Below are 24,384 nucleotides of genomic sequence, written 5' to 3' on the forward strand. Positions count from 1 at the left end.
CGGACTGAGGGGTGTGCTGAAAAAGTTTGTCTTATGACTTCTTTTTGGCACACCCTTTTTACTAACTTAAATTTTGAGTTTCATTTTATAGCACATTATAGCATAAAGACTCAAAAAAATATTATAATAATTGATTTAATAAAAAAGAGTAAATGACTAGCGAAGTTGTTATCGATGTTCAACCAAAAGAAGTTTCGTTTGCTCTACTAGAAGATAAAAGTCTGGTAGAATATCAAAATGAATCTAGAAAAGCTTCATTCTCTGTAGGCAATATATATTTGGCAAAAGTAAAGAAACTTATGCCAGGATTGAATGCATGCTTTGTAGATGTTGGTTATGAGCGTGATGCTTTTTTGCATTATCTTGATTTAGGAAATCAATTTGACTCTTATTCAAAATATATAAAACAGCTGGAAAGTGATAAAAAGAAAAGTTTACCTTTCTATAAAGCTCAGAGACTGCCTGAAATTAAAAAAGACGGTAGTGTACAAAATATTCTGAAAGTTGGACAGGAAGTTCTAGTGCAAATAGTTAAAGAGCCAATATCAACGAAAGGTCCGAGACTTACTGCTGAATTAAGCTTTGCTGGAAGGAACCTTGTTTTAATACCATTTAATGATAAGGTATCTGTATCATCAAAAATTAAAAGTGGAGAAGAAAGAGCAAGACTTAAGCAACTAATACAAAGCATTAGGCCAAAAAACATGGGTGTTATTGTAAGAACTGTTGCAGAGGGAAAGCGTGTAGCAGAGCTTGACACTGAGATGAAAGTTCTTGTAAAAAGATGGGAAGATGCACTAGAAAAAATTCAGAAAACATCACAACGTCCACAGCTTGTATTTGAAGAAACAAGTCGTACAGTAGCTATGCTTCGCGATTTGTTCAATCCATCATATGAAGCCATATATGTCAATGATGAAGAAGTCTTTAAAGAAATAAAACATTATGTTACTATCATTGCTCCTGAAAAAGCAAATATAGTAAAAATGTATACAGGTCATGTGCCTATATTTGACAATTTTAATATAACCAAACAGGTAAAATCTTCATTTGGTAAAACTGTTAATTATAAGCACGGTGCTTACCTCATAATTGAACATACAGAAGCCTTACATGTTGTAGATGTAAATAGCGGAAACAGATCAAGAGCAGAAAATGGTCAGGAGGCAAATGCTCTAGATGTAAATCTTGGAGCAGCCGATGAATTGGCCAGACAACTACGTCTAAGAGACATGGGTGGTATTATTGTTGTTGACTTTATTGATATGATCAAGGCAGAAGACAGACAATTGCTGTATGAACGCATGTCTAAAAATATGCAAAAGGATCGTGCACGCCATAATATACTACCTCTTAGTAAATTCGGATTGATGCAGATTACACGACAAAGAGTCAGACCTGCTATGGATGTGAATGTCGAAGAGACTTGTCCTACGTGTTTTGGAAAAGGAAAAATTAAATCCAGTATAATTTTTACTGATCAGCTAGAGAGCAAAATTGATAATCTTGTTAACAAGATAGGCATTAAAAAATTCTATTTACATGTTCATCCCTATGTTGCAGCATACATCAATAAAGGATTAATTTCATTGAGAACAAAGTGGCAGATAAAATATGGATTAGGAGTACATATAATATCTTCACAAAAGATGGCATTCCTGCAATATGAATTCTACAATGACAAAGGAGAATTTGTAGATATGAAAGAAGAAATTGAGACTAAATAAGCTTAAGGACTGAATTTAATAAAAATTCGGTCCTTTCTTTTTGTTATAAGCAATAATTTTTGTTTATTTGCATAAAAATTAAATATGATAACTATAAATACACTTTTTATAATTTGCATCTCTTTAGTTATATATGCATATTGCGGATATGGAATATTATTAGTAGTACTAGTCAAGCTGAAAAGATTATTAGGATATAAAATATTTAGCCCAATAATGCCTTCAGATGATTCGTTACCTGAAGTAACGTTGTTGATATGTGCATACAACGAAGAAGCAATTATAAAAGAAAAGATTGGTAATTGTAATAGTTTGAATTATCCTAATAAAAAGCTAAACTTTTTATGGGTTACTGATGGCAGCAACGACTCTACAAATTCTATATTATCACAATTCCCTGAAATAAGAGTGATTTACAATCCTGAGCGCAAAGGCAAAACATCAGCAATAAATCATGGAATGACTGAAGTTAAAACACCGTTAGTTGTTTTCACAGATGCAAACACAATGCTAAATGAAGATGCCATACGTAATATTGTAATACAATTTCAGGACAGAAAAGTCGGTTGCGTCTCAGGTGAGAAACGCGTTAAATCAAAAAGTTGCGAGCAAGTTGCTGCAAATGGAGAAGGACTATATTGGAAATATGAAAGTGCTCTTAAAAAATTGGACTACGAATTATATTCAACAATGGGGGCTGCCGGAGAACTTTTTGCAATAAGAAAAGAACTATATGAGGAGTTACCCGAAAATATATTGCTAGATGACTTCATAATCAGCATGAATATTTTAATAAAAGGATACAAAATTGCATATACAAAAGAGGCCTTTGCTATAGAGTATGGATCAGCCGATCTTAAAGAAGAATCCAAACGCAAAATGAGGATATCAGCAGGTGGGATACAAAGTATATGGATATTAAAAAAATTATTAAACCCATTTAAATATCCTATAGCTTCATTTCAGTACATATCACATAGACTATTAAGATGGAGCATCGCTCCTATTGCATTAGTATTACTAATACCACTAAACATATGTTTACTCACATATAGTTATACATATATTATAATTTTTATGTTGCAGATTATATTTTATAGTCTAGCCCTTTATGGATACTTTCAAAATAAAAATAACAAAAAGACAAAAGTAGTACGCATTATTTATTACTTCGTATTCATGAATATTAATATTTTTAGAGGTATGAAATATTTATACTTTAAAACCGATGGAAAATGGGAAAAGGCGAAACGAAGTTAATGGTTACAAAAATGTAATTAAAAATGATTTACTATTAAAAATATTTCGTATATTTGCCTCTTGAATGATTGTTATCAAATTGAAAAATATGCAGGACGAAAAAAGCGAACTTATCAAACGACTGGCAGAAGCTAACCGGAAAATTAAGGAATACGAAGAAAAGGCTGAGAAAGCTGAAAAAGCGAGCAAGATGAAATCTCTTTTTCTAGCAAACATGAGCCATGAAATTCGTACGCCTTTAAACGCAATAGAAGGTTTTTCACGTATAATTACAGAAACAGATTCGGCTGATGAGCGCATAAAATATCTTGGTATTATTGAAAGCAATAGCAATAGACTAACAGTATTAATAAACGAGATTCTTGATCTGTCAAAGGTAGAACAAGGAGACATTTCTATAAACAAAGAAAACATCAATCTCACAACAATGTGCAATGAGATAATAAATGTTTTCAAATTACGAACGACTGAAGACGTTAAGATAGTTGTCGAAAAAACTGGTGCAGACTTGTTTATGGAGACAGATAAAAATAGATTAATGCAAGTGTTCTCAAACCTAATAGGTAATGCTCTAAAACACACTAAATATGGTAGTATAACTATTGGTTATCGCCTAATAAAAAACAACTCAAAAATAAAATTCTTTGTACAGGATACTGGTGAAGGAATAAAACTAGAAGATCAGAAACGGATTTTTGAATTATATGAAAGTAATGATAACGGCTATACAGGAGAGAAAAAAGGATTCGGATTAGGATTGCCGCTTAGTAAGATGATTGTAGAAAAAATGGGAGGTGAAATGTCTCTTGAATCAAACATAGGTGAAGGGGCAACATTTTCATTTAGTTTCCCATACAGACTGTCTGAAGATCGCACTGATTCATCTTTACGCACTATAACAAAGACAATAAGAGTAGATGCTGTTGCCGAATCACAAAAGAAATTAATACTAGTTGCCGAAGATTCTGACAATAATTATGAACTAGTACGAATTGTCTTGGAAAAATTATACAAACTTGTTAGAGCAAAGGATGGCATAGAAGCTGTTACTATAAATGAAGAGCTAAGACCTGATATTATATTGATGGACATGAAAATGCCTAATATGGATGGTCTTGATGCTACAAGGATAATTAAAGAAGTCTACCCAGATATACCAATAATCGCATTGAGTGCTTTTGCTTTTTCTACAGACATACAAAAAGCTAAAGAGGCAGGTTGCATAGATTTCCTTGCAAAGCCCTTTAGAATAGAGAGCTTAAGAGCAATGATTGATAAATATATTATAAAGAATAACTAATGGCAAAGAAGGCTGTAAAAAAATATTTCTCATTTATAATTTTGGTAATTACCATATTATTAATGATTTTCACCTTCGTCGGATTATGGGGAGGAAGTGTTAATCCAGCAGGAAATACTGCCCGAGCTATGCTTTGCTTTGCACTACCATTAATAATCATCTGTAATGTATTCTTATTGATTTTTTGGATTATTATGCGCAGATTGCACTGGGCTATTATTCCAGCCATTGCGATTTTAAGTTCTATAAATTATATTGGCACGTTATTTCAGGCACGCTCATTACCAAGTGATGTAGAAACCAAACAAGGAATAAAAATTGCCACATATAATGTAGGACGTTTCGGCAAAGAAGCATCCGGATTTATTGCCCAGGATATCTTAATGGAAATGATAAATCAAAAAGTAGACATAATATGTTTTCAAGAATATTCAGATTTTGCCGAAGAAACTAAAAACCAAGATAAATTCAAAAAATATTTTCCATACATGGCTATGGGAAAAAATGATATGGTAATCTTTAGTAAATACAAAATTACCAGCAAAAAAATTATAGCTTTTGATGAATCAAACAATAGTGCTTTATGGGCTGATGTCGATATTAATGGTAATATCGTTAGGATATTTAATGTACATATGGAGACTACAGGCTTCAATTCCACTTTGCATTCTGCAGGAAAAATGATAATGCAAGGACAACAAGTTGAAGATAATAAAATATTAAAGGCCATATATGGAAATTACATGGTAGGCATGATTGTACGCGCTGGTCAGGCAACACTTATTGCTAATGAAAAACGAGCTTCTTCAAAAAGAATAATACTTTGTGGAGACTTTAATGACGTACCATACTCTTATGTATACAACACGCTCAAAGGTGACTTGGAAGATGGGTTCAAAGAATGTGGCAGTGGATGGATGTGGACTTTCAGGGGGAAAAAGAAGGTTAGAATAGATTATATATTACATGATAAAAATATGAAAGGAATCGCATACTATACCAAAAAACTAACTTATTCAGACCACATACCGGTTTTTCTAAAAATTAAGTTGTAACTATAATTTTCATTATCTTTATTAATAAACATCTAGACTTTTACAAATTTCTCATTCCAATAATTTGCTTTTAAAAGTATATCTTATCACTGAAATTTATAAAAAAATGTCACTATACCACTCACAGCTTTAAGTACATTATTATCAATAAATTACAAAGCAACGAACATTAACAAAGCTACCACTAAATGCCACTCAAACGCCACTATAAAAGTATATTATCAACATATAGGATGGGCTAAAAAGGGAATAATACTATCAAAAGGATTCAAAAATATTATCTTTACTATCTTAATTGTTAAAAAAATGGCGAAGGACCATGGATCAAAATTGGAAAAAGGAATCTGTAATTTGCAAAAAGCGTAAAGCAACTAACTGATGATTAACTTTATAAACTATGAGCCTATTTGGAATAATATGGAAAATATTTTTGTGTATTAAACAAATCAGGAAGGTCATATTTATTCGTAAAGCGTTTCAGTAAAGCTTTCAATAACTTGTATAGTAAATCAGTAAGTATAACGACAAAAAAACATACATAATCTATTCATTTTCAAATAGTTATCATAAATATAAAAAAGATGCCTTTTATAATTACAATAGCTATCCTTTTACTATATAGAAGCTATCCTTTCACCGACCCAAAGCTGTGCTTTTGCAACACTAAAACATAGCTTTTACATAAAAATATCTAAATTTTGACTATGCCTGAATTAGGTATACATCTTTGTTGTTATACTTACTGATTTACTATACAAGTTATTGAAAGCTTTACTGATCCACTTTACAGAAATATAAAAGCCTTCCTGATTTGCTTAACACAAAGAAAATGTTTTACATATTGTTCTATGTATGTTTTGTTGCTTACAAAGTTAAATAAAAATACCATATATCCAACATAAGAACTATGAAAAACACCACGGTGGTTTGTCAAGCGGCTGGAGGCGTGAAGCCTCCAAAGAGCGTTAACACCCAACATAATTTCTCCTTTTCTCAGCCGGTGTCTTCATCATGTTACTCATATGTGGCCCCTTATTGTTATAGAAGTATATGATATCTTTTAATATATGCATGGCCCCGTCCATGTTCTTGGGCCTTTTCATACGATAAATCCATTCCTGCTTTATGATGCCATTGACACGTTCTGCAATAGCATTGTCTGTTGGCTTGTAATCCTGAGTCATACTTATATTGGCATTAACAGATTTGAGTAATGCAATATAGTCATTACAACAGTATTATCATCTAAAGGAAACTCTTTTTCCCATAAAGTTAATGTATGAGGAGATAATATATCATATTTACGCGCAGTAAATTGATAGGACAAATCATGCTCATACTTGTCTTTTAATACATGCAGCTTGAATTCTTTCGAATAGCTACAATATTCACGTTTTTTCTTCTTCTTTTCCATCGATTTTTTGTTAAAACGATGTAAACCTTTTCTGTATTAAGTCATTTAAAGTGACATTTAGGTGGTATTTAGTGACATTATTTTTACTATTGAAAATTTACAAAGCACTATCATACAAGCACTTACAACGTCAGTGGTATTGTGACGTTATTTATATTATTTTCGACTCGTTACTACTCATATCGGACCATAAATGTGTATAAAGAAATTTATAAAGCTTTGGCAGTTGATACTACTAGTTTACGACCTTAAATCTTATTCTAAAAGTATGAGTATTCTCATCCCAATTTGTACCTAAAATCACAAAACGTCCAATCTGTTTTGTACTCCTAACATGTTTCCCAACACAAGGACAGACATCATAATCACCTATTCTAACAATACGTAACGTTTCAGAAGCATTTTCAGGTAATTTATCAATACTTACACCTACGGGAAGATGTTCCCTATCAACAAATTCAAATGTAACCAATAAGTCTTCATCTATCAACTCATTCATTTTATCCTCGATTGCCTTTTCTTCTTTCCTTGAGGGCTTGTGGTCAATAAGATAACTGATCTTACTCTTTTTTCTCTCTATATGAGCATTTTTAGAACGTTCACATCCATAAAAACGATACATAATTTGATTCAACAGATGCTCGGCAGTATGAGCTGGTGGAAATTCGTCTTTATTATGTTCATTTAAAACATATGTATTTTCTTTCATCTTTAAATTGAATTTGAAAATCCGTCCACTATAAGACAATACATTTGTATCAAAAGTCTTATCTCGTAATAATTTTGCATTCTGCTTTTCTCCCGAAAGTAAATCGACCGCTTCTACAGTCTGCTCAGTCATTCCAAAACAATCAAAAGCATGAGCAGGTATGATTACTTTGCATTGAGTAGCACTGTCTGAAAAATTAGTTATAACAAGTAGCATCTCATCATTGTACTTCCGCAAAAAAACATAATTATATTGTGGGTTAAAACTATCCGACTTTGGATTTACATACATCAAATCAAAGAAATCACCTTTTCCAATAGCATCCTCATTCCTCGCAATATTAAGGATATTTGAATATATTGACGATAACTCTTTTTCTGAAGTTGACATATCCGCACGATTATAAAAAGCATGATTTAAAGACTTTATTGTCCAATAATCAAAAATTGAAGTTCGGCCATCAAGCCCACTAAATCCCTCTTTATCCATACCACGTTCACCATATTCTTGCCCAGCATATAGCATAAATGGATTTTTATTCATAAGAGCGCTTACAATTACCCCAGGGACACCCTTATTACCATTACCGGCAAAAAAATCAGAAGCAATGCGTTGTTCATCATGATTCTCTAAAAAATAGAGCAGATTATTTTTATACTCATCTGTAATTTGCCATTGACGTGTGATTGAAGATGCAGAACTGTTACCACAAATTACGCTTCTCAAAGTATCATACATGCATACTTTATCATATAGAAAATCGAATCCGCAATGTACATAATGCCCATACTGATTATTATCATATACTTCACCAATAAATAGGATATTGGGATATTTCATTTTAACTTTGCAAATAGCCCATGACCAGAATTCAAAAGGTACCATCTCTGCCATATCACACCTGAATCCATCTATACCTTTTGAAGCCCAAAACAGTAAAATATCAAGCATCTTATTCCATGTGCTTGGGATTGGGGAAAAATGATATGAGCGCCCGTATGGATCACAATAGTCTACACCATAATTAAGTTTAACGGTTTCATACCAATCATTGATACTTGGTGTACTGCCAAAACAATCATTTCCTGTTGCCTTCGCCGGAATCTCTACGTATGGTTCACCTTTGGTTATATCAAATTTTGGATTAAACTTTTGATCTGGACAATAATAGAAATTATTTTGATTATCAAAACCTTTATTTACATCATCATCTTCACCTAAATCACGAACTCCTTCAGGTTTCTTTATAGAATGATATTCTCTCGCAACATGATTTGGAACAAAATCGATAATCACATTCATTCCGACCTCATGAGTTCTCAACAACAAGTTCTCGAACTCACCCATTCTGTTATCGATATCAACTGCTATATCAGGGTCAATATCATAATAATCAGTTATGGCATATGGCGAACCAGCATTGCCCTTAACAACATTTGGATTGTTTAAAGGGATACCGTATTTAGAATAATCTGTAGTAGTAGCATGGCGAATCACACCTGTGTACCAGATATGAGAAATTCCCATATCTTTGATTCGTTTTAAAGTAGCTGTGTCAAAATCCAACATTTTTCCGCAACCATTTTCAGCAATCGTACCATTCTCTATTGGTAGAACGGTTCGATTGCCAAAAAGTCTTGCGAAAACTTGATAAATTATTATCTTTTGATTCATTTCAAATTAAGCATCAATGCCATGAGCACTGACAGTCTTATCAATACGACCAATCATGCCCTGTAGAGCTTTACCAGGTCCGCATTCAGTGAAATCATCTGCGCCATCAGCAATCATATTTGTAACGCATGATGTCCAGCGTACAGAACTAGTAAGTTGAGCAATAAGATTCTCTTTAATTTCTTTAGGATCAGTATAAGGTTTACCGTCAACATTCTGATATACAGGACACTTCGGTGCGCAAAAATTAGTATTTTCAATAGCTTTCTGAAGTTCATCCTTTGCTGGTTGCATAAGAGGTGAGTGGAATGCGCCACCTACTTTAAGAACCAAAGCACGTTTTGCTCCTTTGGCTTTCATTTTTTCACAAGCCTCTGTCAACGCCTCAACATTACCACTTATTACCAACTGTCCAGGACAGTTATAATTTGCAGGAACACAAACACTTCCTGGTTTATTTACCTCTGCACAGATAGTTTCTACATCTGCATCAGAAAGACCTATGATTGCAGCCATTGTTGAAGGTGTTGCCTCACAAGCTTTCTGCATTGCCATTGCACGGGCATATACTAATTTAAGTCCATCTTCAAAACTTAACGCACCTGCAGTTACAAGAGCTGAAAATTCGCCAAGAGAGTGACCGGCTGTCATATCCGGTTGAAAAGCATCACCCATACATAGAGCGCTTATAACACTATGAAGAAACACAGCAGGTTGTGTAACCTTTGTTTGCTTCAACTCTTCATCTGTGCCGTTAAACATGATTTCTGTGATTTTATAACCGAGAATATCATTAGCTTTATCAAACAACTCTTTAGCTAATTTGTTGCTGTCATACAGGTCTTTACCCATACCTACGAATTGTGCTCCTTGTCCAGGAAATACAAATGCTTTCATTTAAATTTATTTTTAAAATTGTTTACAGGCTGCAAAGTTAATAAATTTATATGAAATGACCAAGATATATATTTGATTAAATCATTCTTTATATATTGGTACTAAAAGACTGAATATACTCCCCTCTCCTTCTTTCGACTCCAAAAGTAAATCTCCTCCGTTTTTTATAGCAAAATCTTTGCATAATAATAAGCCAAGACCGGAGCCTTCTTCGTTAGCTGTACCATACGTTGTATAATTAGACTCAACCTTAAATAGTTTATTCTGATTTTCATCACTTATGCCACGACCATGATCTTGAACACTGATTTTAGCAAAATCACCTTCACGCGCAACATAAATTTCTATTGATGAATCTTTTTCACTAAACTTTATGGCATTACTCATGAAATTACGAATAATAGTCTTTATCATGTCTATATCTGCATGAATTTTTAGATTTTCTGATGTTTCAAGATGTTTAATTTTTATATGTTTCATTTCAGCCACCATATTAAATATCTCAATAACACCAAGTATCACCTCGTCAGTATTAAAGTCTTGAAACACTACATTTAGCCTGCCTGTTTGTGTTTTCGTCCATTTTAGTAAATTATCCAACAATGAGAAGACTTCTTCTGTTTGTTGATTGGCCTGAATAAGCAGACTGGCAAGTTCTGGTCCTAGTGTATCAGAAGAGACCATCATTGACAGCATATTAAGAACCATCTTTACACTGCCCATAGGTGATCGCAGATCATGTGCGATCACTGAATACATTTTATCACGTCCTTCTATTGTACGCTTTAGTTCTTCATTCTGCTTCTCAATAAGTCTTTTTGCTGCTACAAGAGATATTTGATGCATTACTCTTATAACCAGCTCTTCCTTATTAAATGGTTTCGGAAGAAAGTCACTGGCACCGACCTGAAATCCTTTTACTAAATCAGCCGGACTATTAAGAGCTGTCAAGAAAATTATCGGTATATCTTTTGTTTTAGGATCTCTTTTTAATATTGTTGCTGTTTCAAAACCACTTATGTCTGGCATCATTACATCCAACAATATAAGATCTGGTTTTTCTATCTTAGCTTGTTCAATACATTGATGACCATTGCTTGCTGTACAAACCTGAAATTGTTCTTTTGTAAGTAATATCCTAAGCAAAAGTACATTGCTCATGACATCATCAACAATTAAAATTTTATAGTCACTTCTTTTTATTGAGTACTCTAAATTATCTCCGGTTTCCATTTAAAACATATGTTAAATTGTATTTTGTACAAAAATAGCCAATTTAATTTTTATATACAAATTTTTTAGCTATATTTTCAATAAAAGAGACTGTATTACTAATTAATATGATAAATCAATCATATTAGAAAACTTCAATTATTAGTAAGTTTAAATAAGAGCGGTAAACGAGACTCGAACTCGCGACCCCCAGAGCTTGGGATATACTATTTTATTCTATTATCATCTGAATATCAGTCATATATAAAAGTTGTAAAATCATGGTGGCAATTTAGCCGCTAATAATATACCCCATCACTTCCATATTTTACCCATCCTCTATGTTTTTTGGGATGTCCTACTCCAAAGCAATATATAAGTATTGCGTGACTATCTCTGTTATTGGGATTGAAAACCATAACACCATATTCACCAGTTGGTAAAGATGTAAATGAGATATCGTAAGAGCTATTCCCATACTTTGAAGCTTTATATGAGACATTACGCAATTTACCATTAGAAATTCCACCATAAACATCTGAAGAAGCAATTTCAGCTTTACGAGTGTCATGATATACAGCAAACTGGAATATTCGTACAACAGACATTGGATCAGAATTATTATCGATTGATTTTGCAATAAGATGGAACGATTGATTATTATCTATCCTGACATGTGCATAACGTCCTGTTACTTCTATTTTGGTTCTTGCAGAACCTATACCGAATAATAACAAAGATGCATCTGCAGATGTATTAGTTTTAAGATATTCTTTATCTAATAATAGTGTGCTATCACATTTTATTAGATTAACCTCACCAATAAACTCAGGTTCTTTATTTTGGGCATTTAAAGCTATTGAGAATAAAATTGCTGATATTATAATATATGCTTTCATTTATTTTCTATTTTATTTGATAGGTATTTTATATAATTTCCGATAATATTAAGAAACTCTGAAACGGTATTTATATATGCTCTAGAGTAACTTTCCTTATGACCACTTTTAAGACTAAAAGGGTAACAATTGGAAATTAAAGGAAAACTACTACTTGTACTTAATATAAAATTTGCAGAGCCAACGTTATAGTGCGGAGTAGACATTTTGATTTTTGCTTCACCATCTTTAATTGATATTGAAATATCAGTCGGGGAGTTAATATAAGTAGTTGAACAAATTGTTACATATTGACCTATTCCGTTTAACATCAAAAACGTTATAAATTCATTTTTTATACTATCCTTTACAATAGATGAAGTTCGTGGACAACATATTCTTAGCCATTCATTAGTAAGAAATGATATTTGTTTAGAATTAATACCGTCTATGGATATATAATAGGAGCAAGTTAAACCACCTTCTTTATCTGTTATAAATTCTTTAGATGCCGTTTCTGCTCTTTCCCAATAGCTATATGGTCGATCAATAGCAATCTGAGCCCATCGTGCTGTATCTTGATTAAATATCTGACAATGTACTCTTTGCACATTTATATTCAGTGTGCATATCATTGCTAATACTAATATAATACTTTTCATTTTTCTATCTTCTGATTAATCCAATAACTCTATATACAGGAAACAAATCTGCTATTGGTACACATCGTAGTTATGTTAGTCACAATTTTGCTAAAAAATTAGTAGTCGCAATTTGGTCGCAATTTAGTCGCATTTATATGCCTCTAAATGCCATTATTAGGTATGTAATAACAAAAAAGATTACTAGGATGAAGTCTGGATGTCTTTATCTTAGATTGCAACTTACTGTAATTAAGCAAGTTACATAAGGAGCGGTAAACGAGACTCGAACTCGCGACCCCCAGCTTGGGAAGCTAGTGCTCTACCAACTGAGCTATTACCGCATAATAAGAGCCGATACCCGGACTCGAACCGGGGACCTATTCATTACGAATGAATTGCTCTACCAACTGAGCCATATCGGCGCAACACAAAATATTTCAAAGATACCCGTTCTTTTAACGAATGCAAAGGTAATGGTTTTATTTGTAATAATAAAATTTTTGTTCCACTTTTTAATATGAAACTAATACATTATCTATTACATACATTCATTTTCATTATGCCTTTATAATCAATAGTGATATTTACAATATAATTGCTAGCATCATCAGGAATACAAATAATAGCATTATAATGTATTCCACTTTCATCTATTGAGTCAAACTGCATATCACTCAAAATTGATTGAGATAAGAAATTTGAAGGCACTTTACCTCCGAACATCTGCTTTTTAAAATCACGAGAATAAACTTGTCTTGCGCCATTAAATATACTTATATGTATTATATTATCATAAAAGATATTGTCAACTTCAACGCCATCATCATTATAAGATGATTTTGTCACTTTGTATGATGTCGGATTTATTGCTATATAACAATGATAGCGTTCACCAGAATGAGAGACTACCGTATCTCTTTTTATTAGTTGATTCTGATTTATTGGCATAGGACGCTTTTGGGTAAACGAGAAAATATCATCAGAATTTTCACTTTTTCTCAAATGCACCTCGTCTCCATTTTGATTTTTAAACCAGAAAATATGCTGTGCTTGTTTTGATATTGGATACTTTACTTCATTTGCTCCACGCATAATAAGAGTATCACCAACAATCTTAAAATATACTGGCTGGCTGGTTGAATCTGGATAATATATAGTATCACCCTTTGCTCTGAATGAGGGTTCATCTGTTTCTTCATCGACCCAGATACCCTGAAGCATAGATTTTGCCTCTTTATTTTCTATTACATCTGTTTTCTTATTTGTAGCCTTTTTGCAACCAAACAAAAACACCAAACATAACAATACTACTATATATTTCTTCATATTATATTATTTACCTATACAATGATATTCAAAACCAATAGATTTGAGCTCATCGCCATCGAATATATTTCTTCCGTCTATTACTAATGGACGCAACATTGCCTTCTTTATAACCTCCCAACTAGGCAGACGGAATTCTTTCCATTCAGTAAGTAGCAGTAACGCATCTGAATCTAATACAGCCTCATACATGTCTTTACAATAATTGACTCTATCGCCTACCCTTCTCTTACATTCATCCATAGCTACAGGATCATATACACTGATATTGCATCCTGCATCAAGTAGTAATTGTATCATTACTAAAGCTGTAGATTCACGCATATCATCGGTTTCTGGTTTGAAAGACAACCCCCATAGTGATATTTTTTTATATTTAAGGCTATTGCCATAAATGCCCTCCAATTTAGAGAACATAACGCTTTTCTGCTGTTCATTAACACGTTCAACTGCCTTAAGAACTTCCATTGAGTATCCATTATCATCTGCAGTTTTAATCAGAGCCTTCACATCCTTTGGAAAACAAGAACCTCCATAACCACATCCTGCATAAAGAAATTTGCGACCTATACGTGTGTCTGCACCAATGCCTTGACGAACCATATTGACATCTGCTCCAATCCTCTCACAAAGATTTGCAATGTCATTCATAAAACTTATACGCGTTGCCAACATTGAATTCGCAGCATATTTTGTCATTTCGGCACTTGGTATGTCCATAAATATCACACGAAAATTATTTATCAAAAATGGCTTGTACAAACGTGTAAGCATCATTTTAGCTTGTTCACTTTCAACCCCAACAACGACTCTATCAGGACTCATAAAATCCTTAATAGCATTACCCTCTTTTAAAAACTCGGGATTGGAAGCTACATCAAACTTGATATTTACTCCTCGTCTATCCAGTTCTTTTTGTATGGTATATCTTACTTTTAGTGCGGTACCTACAGGAACAGTACTTTTCGTAACAACAACCAAATATTTATTAAGGTTTTTGCCTATCGTAGAAGCGACTTGCAAGACATACGTCAAATCAGCGCTACCATCTTCATCAGGGGGAGTACCAACTGCAGAAAAGACTATATCCTGATCATTAAGAACAGGAGCAAGTTCGGTGGTAAACTTCAACCTTCCAGCTTTTACATTTTTAACTACAAGTTCATCAAGACCTGGCTCATATATAGGAATATCACCAGACTGCAAACGATTGATTTTATCTGCATCAACATCAACGCATGTCACATTGACTCCAGTATCAGCAAAACAAGCTCCTGACACCAGACCAACATATCCTGTTCCTATAATTGCTATATTCATAAATATAAAAAATTCTTATTCAAATAAGTTTGCCTCTTTGAAAGATTTTCCATTAAGATCTTTATCGCTTGTGACGACATCAACACCTTTAACAGGCCATTCTATACCCAGTTGTGGATCATCAAAACGAATAGAAGCCTCTTCATTCGGAGCATAATCATTGTCTACCTTATACGAAAAAACAGCCTCGTCACTTAACACTAAAAAACCATGAGCAAAACCTCTAGGAACAAAAAATTGTCTATGGTTTTCTCCACTTAATTCCACCATTATATATTTACCGAAAGTCTCACTACTTTTTCGTAAATCAACAGCAACATCAAGCACTTTACCGCTTATTACTCGGACAAGTTTTGCTTGAGAAAAATTACCTTTTTGATAATGAAGCCCTCTCAATACACCATAGGAAGACTTGGACTCATTATCTTGAATAAAATTTATATAACCTATATTCTTATCAAAGTCACTCTGCTTAAATGCCTCAAAAAAATATCCACGTGCATCATTAAAGACACGTGGTTCTATAATATAAACACCTTTAATATTAGTGCTTTTATATTCCATAATTATAATCGTTTTATAATGCAAGTGCAAATGTAATAATAATATTCCGAATAAGAAACGTTTTATATTTTTTTTCGATGGTTTTAATCCATTTTATTTGCCTGTATCAACAAAAATAATTAAATTTGCATCGTGATTGAAATAGAAAGACATATAGAAATATTACTTTTAGACAACGATTGCGTTATCGTACCTGGATTAGGAGGTTTTATGACCCACCATGTAGAAGCTCGTTATGATGAGAGAGACAACATGTTTCTCCCACCAATGCGCACTCTTGGATTTAATCCACAGTTAAAGATGAACGATTCGTTGCTAGCCCAATCTTATATTGAAGCTTACGACATGAGTTATCCCGAAGCTATCAAGCGTATCGAGAATGAGACCATGGAAATAAGACAAAATCTTGAGAATACAGGTGTATATGAGTTGAATGATATAGGAACATTACTTCTTAATGATAATGGAAATATTGAATTTAACCCATGTGAATCTGGAATTTTAAGTCCTGAACTATACGGATTAGCTGGATTTGAAATAGATAAATTGGTTGACAACTCTATATCTGCGAAAGATATGGTTTTGCAAAATATTGATAATGTTTTCATAGAAGGTTCTAGCAAGAAAGAGGAAGCACTAATCTATAAAGTTGGAGATAAAGAAAAAGAAGTTTCCAAAGAAGAGGCAGTATATTATGAAGATGATAAGGATATAAGAATACCAATAGGCGTTATCCGATATGCATTAGCTGCAGCTGCGGCAATATTATTGTTTTTCATTCTTACATCACCAATAGCCAACAGTGAAACAAAAGGAATTACTCAAAGTAGCATTCGCAATGGCATATTATTTAATCTTTTAGGCGAACAAACATCAAAACCAGTTGAAGAAAAGCCATTAATTATAAAAAGTTCCAAACCGGAAAGCAGTATTAAAGATAAATCCAATTCAGCAAAAGACTCTACTAAGTCCTACCAATATAAGGGAAAGGAATCTGTAGATTCAAAACACTGTAAAGAATATTATTGCTTAGTACTCGCTAGTAAAGTGACAAAATCAAATGCAGATAGTTTTGTTAAAGACATGCATAAGAAGGGCTACGACAATACAAAAGTATATTGTCACAATAATAATATCAAAGTAATATACGGTTGTTACGAATCTGAAAGTCAAGCTTACAATGTTCTAAATGAGCTTCATAGCAAAGCTGACGAATTTAAAGAATCCTGGGTATATAAAATTAAAGAATGAAGAGAGTACGTTGCCCTAAGTGTGATAACTTCATCACATTTGACGAATCAAAATATGAAGAAGGACAATCATTAGTTTTTGAATGTCCTGAATGTGATAAACAATTTGCAATAAGAATTGGTGTATCTAAACTAAGGAAAACTCAAAAAGAAGAGAACAAAGAAAACGATCGGTCTGAAATAAAAGACGGAAAAAATTCTTATGGGAGTATTATTGTCATTGAGAACGTGTTCCACTACAAACAAATAATACCACTTGTACAAGGTGATAATGTTATAGGAAGATACATGAAAGGCAACAACATTAACACCCCTATAGAAACAGTAGATCCAAGTGTAGATACAAATCATTGTGTAATTAATGTAAGTAAGGATAAACGCGGAAAGATAAAATATGTTTTACGCGATGGGCCTAGCAATACAGGAACTTTTGTTGATAATGAAATCCTTGGAGATAGAGACAGAAGATTAATTTCGGATGGTACAGTCTTCACAATTGGTGCAACAAGTATAATATTGCATGGCCCTGAAAGCGATGAGCAATAAATATAGTAATTCACATATATCAAAAATGATTAAAGGGAGATATCTTCGCAGATAAACTCCCTTTTAAAAATGATAAATATAGATTAAAATTATTATATCCATTATTCACATAATGGTATGCAAAAATACAAAAAAAAATACACATTCATTAATGTCTGTCGAAATAGTTTAAGAATTAAAATGTTTTTAACTCTTTGTATATTCTTTGAACGGGTAAGCCCATAACATTAAAATAGCTACCTTCTAAAGAAGACACTGCTACATGACCTATCCATTCTTGAATACCATAAGCTCCAGCTTTATCCATAGGTGAATATGTTTTAACATAATACTCAATTTCATCACGTGTGAGTGATGAAAAAGTTACATCAGTAGAAACTGAAAATTTACGTTGCATCTTTTTAGTAATTAAGCATACGCCCGTTATCACTTTATGTGTTTTTCCACTAAGAGATGAAAGCATATTACATGCATCAGTGTAGTCAACAGGCTTACCAAATACTTTTTCTCCTAATACGACAACAGTATCTGCAGTAATAAGCAATTCTTTTTCGCTGATCTGAGGCAAATATTTATTTGCTTTTACTTCAGCAATATATAGAGGAATCTCAGAAGCATGTAATGTCTCAGGATAACTTTCATCAATACCATGTATAATACGTACCTCAAAATCTATATCAAGTCCCTTAAGCAATTCTTTCCTTCTAGGAGAATTGCTGGCCAACACTATATGATAACCATTTAAATTTTCTAACATGATTTTAAATTTTACCAACCAAAAGCTTTTTCATCTTTTAGCCATTTACCTTGCGCCCTCAATACTTGTTCTATTACATCCCTTCCGCAACCATATCCTCCATTTCGGTCACTGACATATTTGCTTATGCGTTTTATATCATTACAGGCATCAGCTGGACAACATGGGCACCCTGAACGTTTCATAACTTCGTAGTCAGGAATGTCATCACCCATATATAAAATGTCATCGTCTATAAGATTATACTTTTTCAAGAATTCCTCATATGTACTTATCTTGACAGCACATTTCATATAAATATCCTCAACGCCAAGATGCTGATATCTCATTTTTACGCTGTCTGTATTCCCTCCAGTTATTATGACTATCCTCAATCCTGATTTTTGTGCCAGTTGTATAGCATACCCATCTTTTATATTTACTGTACGCATAGGTTCCCCATTAGGATGTAATGTTATCGTTTCAGCACTAAGCACTCCATCAACATCAAAGATTATAGCCTTGATTTTCTTCAAATCGTAATTAATCATCTTATATCTGTTTAAAATTAGTTCTTATTATTTTTCTCAGCCAACTGATGTATACTAAGACTCATCCTGTCATAAATATCTTTTTGAAGTGGATTACCTTTGAGTAGTAAAGATTGATTACGCAAAACATTTTCATCAAACCTAACAGCTGGTCCTGTCTGTGCTTGACTTGGAGAAAGTTTATGCACCTTATTTGCTGTCTCATCTATTAAAGGTAGAATTACTTCAAATGGAATATTGTGTTTTTTCAATATTTCTGAAGATAAAGAATAACAATGATTCACAAAGTTTGATGCAAAAACAGCTGCCAGATGTAAATGTTTTCTATCTTCAGAAGATAATCTATATACAATATTAGTAATACTGTTTGCCAATTCCATAATTGAGCTTTCTGAAAATTTATCATTAGCTTCAACAAAACAGGGTATGTCATTAAAAATCAATTCTTTATCCTTAGAAAAAGTTTGCATTGGATACAGCACACCATAGTGATAAGCCATACCTTTGAATATATCCATTGATACGCTACCTGCTGTATGAATAAAAATTCGTTTTTCCTTTCCTTTGCAGACTTCTGGTATAAGTTCCGACAATATACTATCTTTTACTGATAATATATATATATCTGCATTACTATTAATATTTTTTATTTCATTAGTTGGTGAACCTCCAACTTTCTCTGCCAATATTGAAGCTGACTTCATTGTACGGCTATACACTTGTAATATATCATGTCCGGCAGATAACAAGGCTACTCCCAAATTAGTAGCCAAATTACCAGCTCCTATCAAAACTATTTTCATCTTTAAAATTTATCTACGTGAACATTTTCCCATTTCAGTTTATCTTCATCCTGCAATTTACGTTCGTCTGCCTTATGACCAATAGCCAAAACACAAAGTAATTCGTATTGCTCAGGTATATCAAGCACACCAGATATTACAGATGTAGCAGAAGTTCCATCATTGAGTCCACGCGCCCTGATCTGGATCCAACAAGATCCCAATCCTAAATCTTCTGCTTGATATTGCATAGAAATCGCAGCTATAGCGCCATCTTCTATCCAACAGTCGTTTTCTAGTGGATTACCAAGAACAACTATAGCAAGAGGAGCACCTTTTAAAAATTGAGAACCAAGCTCTTTGGCATCCGCGATTTTTTCAATGTCTGTTTTGTTATCAACAACAACAAACTGCCATTTGCGGCATCCTTTTGATGTAGGAGACATCAACGCAGCTCTTAATATTGCTTTAACGTCATCCCCTGAAATCTCTTTATCTGAAAATTTTCTATGACTTCTGCGAGCCTGAACCAAATCTTTAAATTCTTTCATTAATTAATTATATACAGTTAGAAAATATTTTCTGAAAGCAAAGATAGCCATTTAAATCAAAATAACATGTACATATACGTATTTTTAGAAAAGATTTATTATTTTTGCATCAAGATGAAAAATATATCTGTTAGTGTTTATAATCATAGCGAAGACTTGCCTGAAATGGAATATAAGAACTTCTTTCACAGTAAGTCACTTTTCCGAATATACGAAATGACTGCAGGGTATTTTCCTCACATGATTGTAGTAAAATCGGAAACTAATGGTATATTGTGTCATCTTCTTGCTGTAATTAGGCGTAGAGGAGCATGGTTTCCTCCTTATCTATATACACAATGTAGAATTTATGGAGAAGGTGACTATTCTGAAAACATCAGTAATAAGCACGAATTATTCTATGCCATGCTCATAAAGTTAACACGCATAATGTCGTTTAGATGCCTTTATATAGAAATCAGCGATATGAGTGAGAAGATGTATGGATATAAATGGTTGAAGAGATGCGGATACTTTCCAATAAGATGGATGGAAATACATAATTCTCTGCACAGCAAATCGCCGAAAGAATTATTATCAGATCGAAAAATAATTAGACATGTAAACTCTGGCATCAGGAATGGTGTTACAGCATCTACTGTAGAAAGTGAAGAAGACTTCAATCAATTTTATAAAATGACAAAAGCATTCTACAAGATGAGATTAAGAAGATTTTGTCCTCCTGCAAGTTTCTTTAGTGCATTACTTGATGACAAAGAAGACGCGAAACTTATAGTTACAAAATACAAGAAAAAAATAATAGGTAGTTGTGCTATTGTTTTTTCTGAAGGTAATGCCTATCTATGGTATGCAGCCTATCGCTCTAAAAGTTTTCCGATGCAACACCCAAATACAATGACACTATGGAACGCATTAAACTACGCTTACGAACATAATTATAGCCATTTATTCTTTATGGATGTTGGTCTACCGTTTCATAATAGCATAATAAAAGATATGATACTCGGTTTTGGCGGTAAACCCGTAAGTACGAACAGGTGGTTTAGGTGTTCTATTCCATGGATAAATAATATATTATCATGGCTTTGGAGAGAATGATATAAATTATTATTTTCTCCAATCACGTTTTGCCATACGTGCAAACATATTACGATGAAATTTATCTTCAGACCTAATGACTTCATAAACTTTACTAGCCGGCATCACTTTAAGAAACTTGTTATGATAAATCTGTTCTATACGTTTTAAATCCAAATCAAGTTTATCTCGTAGCTGTATTGCATGTTGACACCCTGCTTCATTAGATGGTTTATTTCTGCCTAATTGTCTAACTTTATCAAAAAGAGCTCGTTTTTTATTGCACATTTCCTCATATAAAGGAAAAAACTTTGCAGATTCTGCAGGTGTGAGACAAGCATCCTTTGCAATATATTGCTCCATATCATTCATGAATTCTTTTGGAGAAAACTTGTGTCCTGGAGCTTCCTGTGCATATAAGTTGATGTTCAGAAGCATCAAAATTAAAGTTATAATCGCTTTATTCATATCTATATTTATTTATTCGTCAGAAAGGCAAGCATAGATATCTTGATTATCCATCATGGCATAATCAGTTGCCTGCTCTATATATTTATCTCTTGAAGATAACTTTACAGCCTTAGAAGATCCACACTCTGGTAATTTGCTATTACTACCAGAACTGGAATGGAAAAATATTCCTGCCCCACCTAATATTAAAAGAAAACAAGCAGCAACAGATATTATCTTCAGTCTTAGCGAGTACCGGTGAGAATCAAGATGGATAATATTATCATTTTTATCAGCTGGAAGATTTTCCATTATCTTTTTGCTGAAGTCTTCGAAATAGTTATCAGGAACCAAAAAAGGATTCCTGTTCTTTTTTAATTTTGCCAATATGTTTTTATTCTTCTCCATTCTTAGCATCTTTTTTATATAATAGACGTAAATATATTACGATGGTTTAATCTTGTGAGCGAAAAAAATCTGCGATTTTATTAGCAGCTATATGATATGACGCTTTAAGAGCACCTTCGGATGTTTTTAGAATTTTGCTCATCTCACTATATTTCATATCATCATAATATCTCATAGTGAATACGACACGTTGTACTTCTGGTAATTTACTCACGGCCTCCTGTAATAGTGCTTCCGTTTCATCACCATCAAAATATTCATCAGCCATTAGTTTGCAAACCAAAGAATCATCATCAGAACCTAATAAATTACTTTTCTGATTTTTATTCCGTCTTACAAAATCAATGCTTTCATTTATTGCTACACGGAATAACCATGTTGAAAGTTTTGACTCACTACGAAAGTCTGCTATATTATTCCATATTTTAATGAAGACATTTTGCAATATATCATTTGCATCTTCATGAACCAATACAATACGCCTGATTTTCCAATATAATGGTTCACTATATTGCTTTACAATTTCTTCAAATGCCTTATTACGCGTCTTAGCATCCTCCAGCATATGTATTATCTGTGCATCATCGTATCGTTCCATTATTCTAGTTTAAGACGTATTATTTCATAAAAGGTTTAATTGCATCTGATATTTCTCTGTCATATCCATACACATCGGGATAACTTTCAAAAGCACCACTTTCATCTTTATAAAGAGTATAATATGTAATAAACAATGGTATTTGTGGCTTAACATTTACCGTTCTCATCTTCACTCTTTTTTTAGGTACATTTTCGTTATTAAGATCTTCATTTTTTAAGCCTTCATCATCTAGTCCCATTGCTGCCTTTATGTTATCTAAGAGTTTTTTATCATTGTCTCCCAAAATAAACTTAGCCAAATTAAAAGGCTGTTCCACTCTTACGCATCCGTGAGAAATACCTCTATCATATCTATCAAAGACCTCTTTACTAGAGGTGTCGTGCAAGTAAACAGAAAAGCTATTCGGGAATCTAAATATTATTCGACCTAAAGAATTACCTTCACCACCCTCTTGTATTACACGATAATCACCACCTAATAACATCGACGTTGTAACTTTTGCCACATTAATTTTCTCGCCCGTCTTCTTATAAGTTATAAACATATTACGTTTATCAAAATATGCATTATTACCAGCATGTCTTGATATATCTTTCTTTACTATACTCATAGGAACGACCCATCTTGGATTTACATCCATACGAAAAATATTACTCGACAGAAGAGGTGTTTTAGTCTTTGGTGCGCCACAACCTATGCGCATGCTCAATACATTACTACCATCTATCGCATATAGTTTGTAAGCTGGAATATTTACTAATATATATTTACCATTTTCTGGCACGACTTGCTTTACACGCCACCTATAACGCTCCATATTACACATTATCTTAAGTCGCTCTGATTGTATATTCACCTGATGTAACCTTGACTTAAGCTCATAATAATGATGATTAGTAGGCTGTACCTTCTTTAAAAAGATCGTAAGACTACCCGATCCTATTTCCTTTAACGCCAGAGAAAAGAATTTTTTGCCAGGATGTTGCATCCTAACATCATATAGCTTGCGATAACTTATATGGTTTGAGTCCTTTTCTAATATATCCTGTTTATTAAATAAATAAGCAGGATTTACAAATCCAAATCGTTGCCCCGTTACATACCTTAAATATGCTTTAGTTAGGCGATATTCTAATCTTGCCAGCACTGTATTTATATCATTTATGCTATCAAAATCCAAATGACGAACACGCTCCACATCATATCTAATTTTCTTTACGCTGAAAGATTTTTCTGTAAAACCCATATCTTCTACTTTACTCAAGTACACAAGTAAAGTATCTACCCTCTTGTCTATACCATTACGGTCAATCCACAAAAATGGTTTTCTATTAAGATAATAACTCCGTACACGATAATCAGTTACAGTTGAATCTTTATCATATTTGCATAAACTGTCAATCTGTCCACGTATATGATATGAACGTACAGAGTACCCTTGCATTTTCATTT

At 33.1% G+C, this 24,384-nt stretch carries 25 protein-coding genes and 2 tRNA genes; 7 read left to right on the plus strand and 20 right to left on the minus strand.

Features of this window, described 5'->3' with window-relative positions; translation table 11 throughout:
* The first annotated feature begins 152 nt into the window (after positions 1 to 152).
* The 4 genes from XYLOR_RS04695 (at position 153) to XYLOR_RS04710 (ending at position 5,342) form a co-directional block, all read left to right on the plus strand.
* A complete protein-coding gene (locus XYLOR_RS04695; protein WP_036877423.1) occupies positions 153 to 1,727 on the plus strand; it encodes an Rne/Rng family ribonuclease in 1,575 nt (524 codons plus the stop codon).
* Between the two features lie 84 nt (positions 1,728 to 1,811).
* Entirely contained in the window at positions 1,812 to 2,987 is a 1,176-nt protein-coding gene (locus XYLOR_RS04700; RefSeq protein ID WP_036877424.1) for a glycosyltransferase family 2 protein, read from the plus strand.
* Positions 2,988 to 3,075: 88 nt separating this feature from the next.
* Entirely contained in the window at positions 3,076 to 4,287 is a 1,212-nt protein-coding gene (locus XYLOR_RS04705) for an ATP-binding response regulator (RefSeq protein WP_169730550.1), read from the plus strand.
* Positions 4,287 to 5,342, plus strand: a complete 1,056-nt coding sequence (locus XYLOR_RS04710) for an endonuclease/exonuclease/phosphatase family protein (RefSeq protein ID WP_036877426.1) — start codon at positions 4,287 to 4,289, stop codon at positions 5,340 to 5,342. The genes XYLOR_RS04705 and XYLOR_RS04710 overlap by 1 nt, the downstream gene beginning before the upstream one ends.
* Positions 5,343 to 6,307: 965 nt before the next feature.
* Here the strand turns inward: XYLOR_RS04710 and XYLOR_RS04715 are convergent.
* From XYLOR_RS04715 to rfbC, 12 genes are all read right to left on the minus strand, one after another.
* Positions 6,308 to 6,526 (minus strand): integrase core domain-containing protein, encoded by a 219-nt coding sequence (locus tag XYLOR_RS04715; protein ID WP_051508873.1) that lies wholly within the window; start codon positions 6,524 to 6,526, stop codon positions 6,308 to 6,310.
* 2 nt (positions 6,527 to 6,528) lie between these two features.
* Positions 6,529 to 6,756 carry a transposase gene (locus XYLOR_RS04720; protein WP_036877428.1) on the minus strand — a complete coding sequence of 76 codons (228 nt, stop codon included), beginning with the start codon at positions 6,754 to 6,756 and terminating at the stop codon, positions 6,529 to 6,531.
* Between the two features lie 235 nt (positions 6,757 to 6,991).
* Positions 6,992 to 9,139 carry an alpha-amylase family glycosyl hydrolase gene (locus XYLOR_RS04725; protein ID WP_084608520.1) on the minus strand — a complete coding sequence of 716 codons (2,148 nt, stop codon included), beginning with the start codon at positions 9,137 to 9,139 and terminating at the stop codon, positions 6,992 to 6,994.
* Between the two features lie 6 nt (positions 9,140 to 9,145).
* A complete protein-coding gene (gene fabD, locus XYLOR_RS04730; RefSeq protein ID WP_036877429.1) occupies positions 9,146 to 10,036 on the minus strand; it encodes an ACP S-malonyltransferase in 891 nt (296 codons plus the stop codon).
* Positions 10,037 to 10,117: 81 nt separating this feature from the next.
* Positions 10,118 to 11,269, minus strand: coding sequence for a hybrid sensor histidine kinase/response regulator (locus XYLOR_RS04735; RefSeq protein ID WP_051508874.1), 1,152 nt, complete (start codon positions 11,267 to 11,269; stop codon positions 10,118 to 10,120).
* A gap of 278 nt (positions 11,270 to 11,547) precedes the next feature.
* Complete coding sequence (locus XYLOR_RS04740; protein WP_051508875.1) at positions 11,548 to 12,147, minus strand: hypothetical protein; 600 nt, start codon at positions 12,145 to 12,147, stop codon at positions 11,548 to 11,550.
* The gene (locus XYLOR_RS04745) at positions 12,144 to 12,788 is read right to left on the minus strand and encodes a hypothetical protein (RefSeq protein WP_154655667.1); all 645 of its coding nucleotides are present in this window, start codon (positions 12,786 to 12,788) and stop codon (positions 12,144 to 12,146) included. The genes XYLOR_RS04740 and XYLOR_RS04745 overlap by 4 nt, the downstream gene beginning before the upstream one ends.
* A gap of 250 nt (positions 12,789 to 13,038) precedes the next feature.
* Positions 13,039 to 13,111: transfer RNA gene (locus XYLOR_RS04750), tRNA-Gly, on the minus strand.
* A gap of 8 nt (positions 13,112 to 13,119) precedes the next feature.
* Positions 13,120 to 13,192 (minus strand) — tRNA-Thr (locus XYLOR_RS04755).
* A gap of 109 nt (positions 13,193 to 13,301) precedes the next feature.
* Positions 13,302 to 14,096 (minus strand): DUF4738 domain-containing protein, encoded by a 795-nt coding sequence (locus XYLOR_RS04760; protein WP_036877431.1) that lies wholly within the window; start codon positions 14,094 to 14,096, stop codon positions 13,302 to 13,304.
* Positions 14,097 to 14,102: 6 nt separating this feature from the next.
* Complete coding sequence (locus XYLOR_RS04765) at positions 14,103 to 15,416, minus strand: UDP-glucose dehydrogenase family protein (protein WP_036877432.1); 1,314 nt, start codon at positions 15,414 to 15,416, stop codon at positions 14,103 to 14,105.
* 15 nt (positions 15,417 to 15,431) lie between these two features.
* On the minus strand, positions 15,432 to 15,980 hold the full coding sequence (rfbC, locus tag XYLOR_RS04770; RefSeq protein ID WP_036877433.1) for a dTDP-4-dehydrorhamnose 3,5-epimerase: 549 nt from the start codon (positions 15,978 to 15,980) through the stop codon (positions 15,432 to 15,434).
* 132 nt (positions 15,981 to 16,112) lie between these two features.
* Here rfbC and XYLOR_RS04775 point away from each other — a divergent pair, with 132 nt between their 5' ends.
* Positions 16,113 to 17,231: an HU domain-containing protein gene (locus XYLOR_RS04775; protein ID WP_036877435.1), complete on the plus strand. Its 1,119-nt coding sequence runs from the start codon at positions 16,113 to 16,115 to the stop codon at positions 17,229 to 17,231.
* Entirely contained in the window at positions 17,228 to 17,776 is a 549-nt protein-coding gene (locus XYLOR_RS04780; protein WP_036877438.1) for an FHA domain-containing protein, read from the plus strand. The genes XYLOR_RS04775 and XYLOR_RS04780 overlap by 4 nt, the downstream gene beginning before the upstream one ends.
* 175 nt (positions 17,777 to 17,951) lie before the next feature.
* Here the strand turns inward: XYLOR_RS04780 and XYLOR_RS04785 are convergent, their stop codons facing one another.
* The 4 genes from XYLOR_RS04785 to XYLOR_RS04800 are packed head-to-tail and all read right to left on the minus strand — an operon-like array spanning position 17,952 to position 20,396.
* Positions 17,952 to 18,533 carry a Maf-like protein gene (locus XYLOR_RS04785; RefSeq protein ID WP_036877440.1) on the minus strand — a complete coding sequence of 194 codons (582 nt, stop codon included), beginning with the start codon at positions 18,531 to 18,533 and terminating at the stop codon, positions 17,952 to 17,954.
* Positions 18,534 to 18,544: 11 nt separating this feature from the next.
* Positions 18,545 to 19,063 (minus strand): KdsC family phosphatase, encoded by a 519-nt coding sequence (locus XYLOR_RS04790; RefSeq protein WP_036877442.1) that lies wholly within the window; start codon positions 19,061 to 19,063, stop codon positions 18,545 to 18,547.
* 17 nt (positions 19,064 to 19,080) lie between these two features.
* Positions 19,081 to 19,866, minus strand: a complete 786-nt coding sequence (locus XYLOR_RS04795) for a Rossmann-like and DUF2520 domain-containing protein (RefSeq protein WP_036877446.1) — start codon at positions 19,864 to 19,866, stop codon at positions 19,081 to 19,083.
* Positions 19,867 to 19,868: 2 nt separating this feature from the next.
* Positions 19,869 to 20,396: a nitroreductase family protein gene (locus XYLOR_RS04800; RefSeq protein ID WP_036877449.1), complete on the minus strand. Its 528-nt coding sequence runs from the start codon at positions 20,394 to 20,396 to the stop codon at positions 19,869 to 19,871.
* A 114-nt stretch (positions 20,397 to 20,510) separates the two neighbouring features.
* On the opposite strand from XYLOR_RS04800, the gene XYLOR_RS04805 reads away from it, so the two are divergent.
* Positions 20,511 to 21,494: a GNAT family N-acetyltransferase gene (locus XYLOR_RS04805; RefSeq protein WP_036877452.1), complete on the plus strand. Its 984-nt coding sequence runs from the start codon at positions 20,511 to 20,513 to the stop codon at positions 21,492 to 21,494.
* A 9-nt stretch (positions 21,495 to 21,503) separates the two neighbouring features.
* Here XYLOR_RS04805 and XYLOR_RS04810 read toward each other — a convergent pair whose 3' ends face one another.
* From XYLOR_RS04810 to XYLOR_RS04825, 4 genes are read right to left on the minus strand one after another with little or no spacing between them, the layout of a single operon-like run.
* Positions 21,504 to 21,941: a hypothetical protein gene (locus XYLOR_RS04810; protein WP_036877454.1), complete on the minus strand. Its 438-nt coding sequence runs from the start codon at positions 21,939 to 21,941 to the stop codon at positions 21,504 to 21,506.
* A gap of 12 nt (positions 21,942 to 21,953) precedes the next feature.
* Positions 21,954 to 22,331 (minus strand): hypothetical protein, encoded by a 378-nt coding sequence (locus tag XYLOR_RS04815; protein WP_036877456.1) that lies wholly within the window; start codon positions 22,329 to 22,331, stop codon positions 21,954 to 21,956.
* A 46-nt stretch (positions 22,332 to 22,377) separates the two neighbouring features.
* Positions 22,378 to 22,929 carry an RNA polymerase sigma factor gene (locus tag XYLOR_RS04820; RefSeq protein ID WP_036877459.1) on the minus strand — a complete coding sequence of 184 codons (552 nt, stop codon included), beginning with the start codon at positions 22,927 to 22,929 and terminating at the stop codon, positions 22,378 to 22,380.
* A 19-nt stretch (positions 22,930 to 22,948) separates the two neighbouring features.
* A complete protein-coding gene (locus tag XYLOR_RS04825; RefSeq protein WP_154655668.1) occupies positions 22,949 to 24,382 on the minus strand; it encodes a L,D-transpeptidase family protein in 1,434 nt (477 codons plus the stop codon).
* Between the last annotated feature and the right edge of the window lie 2 nt (positions 24,383 to 24,384).

The sequence above is a fragment of the Xylanibacter oryzae DSM 17970 genome, assembly GCF_000585355.1.
Taxonomy (GTDB): Bacteria; Bacteroidota; Bacteroidia; order Bacteroidales; family Bacteroidaceae; genus Prevotella; species Prevotella oryzae.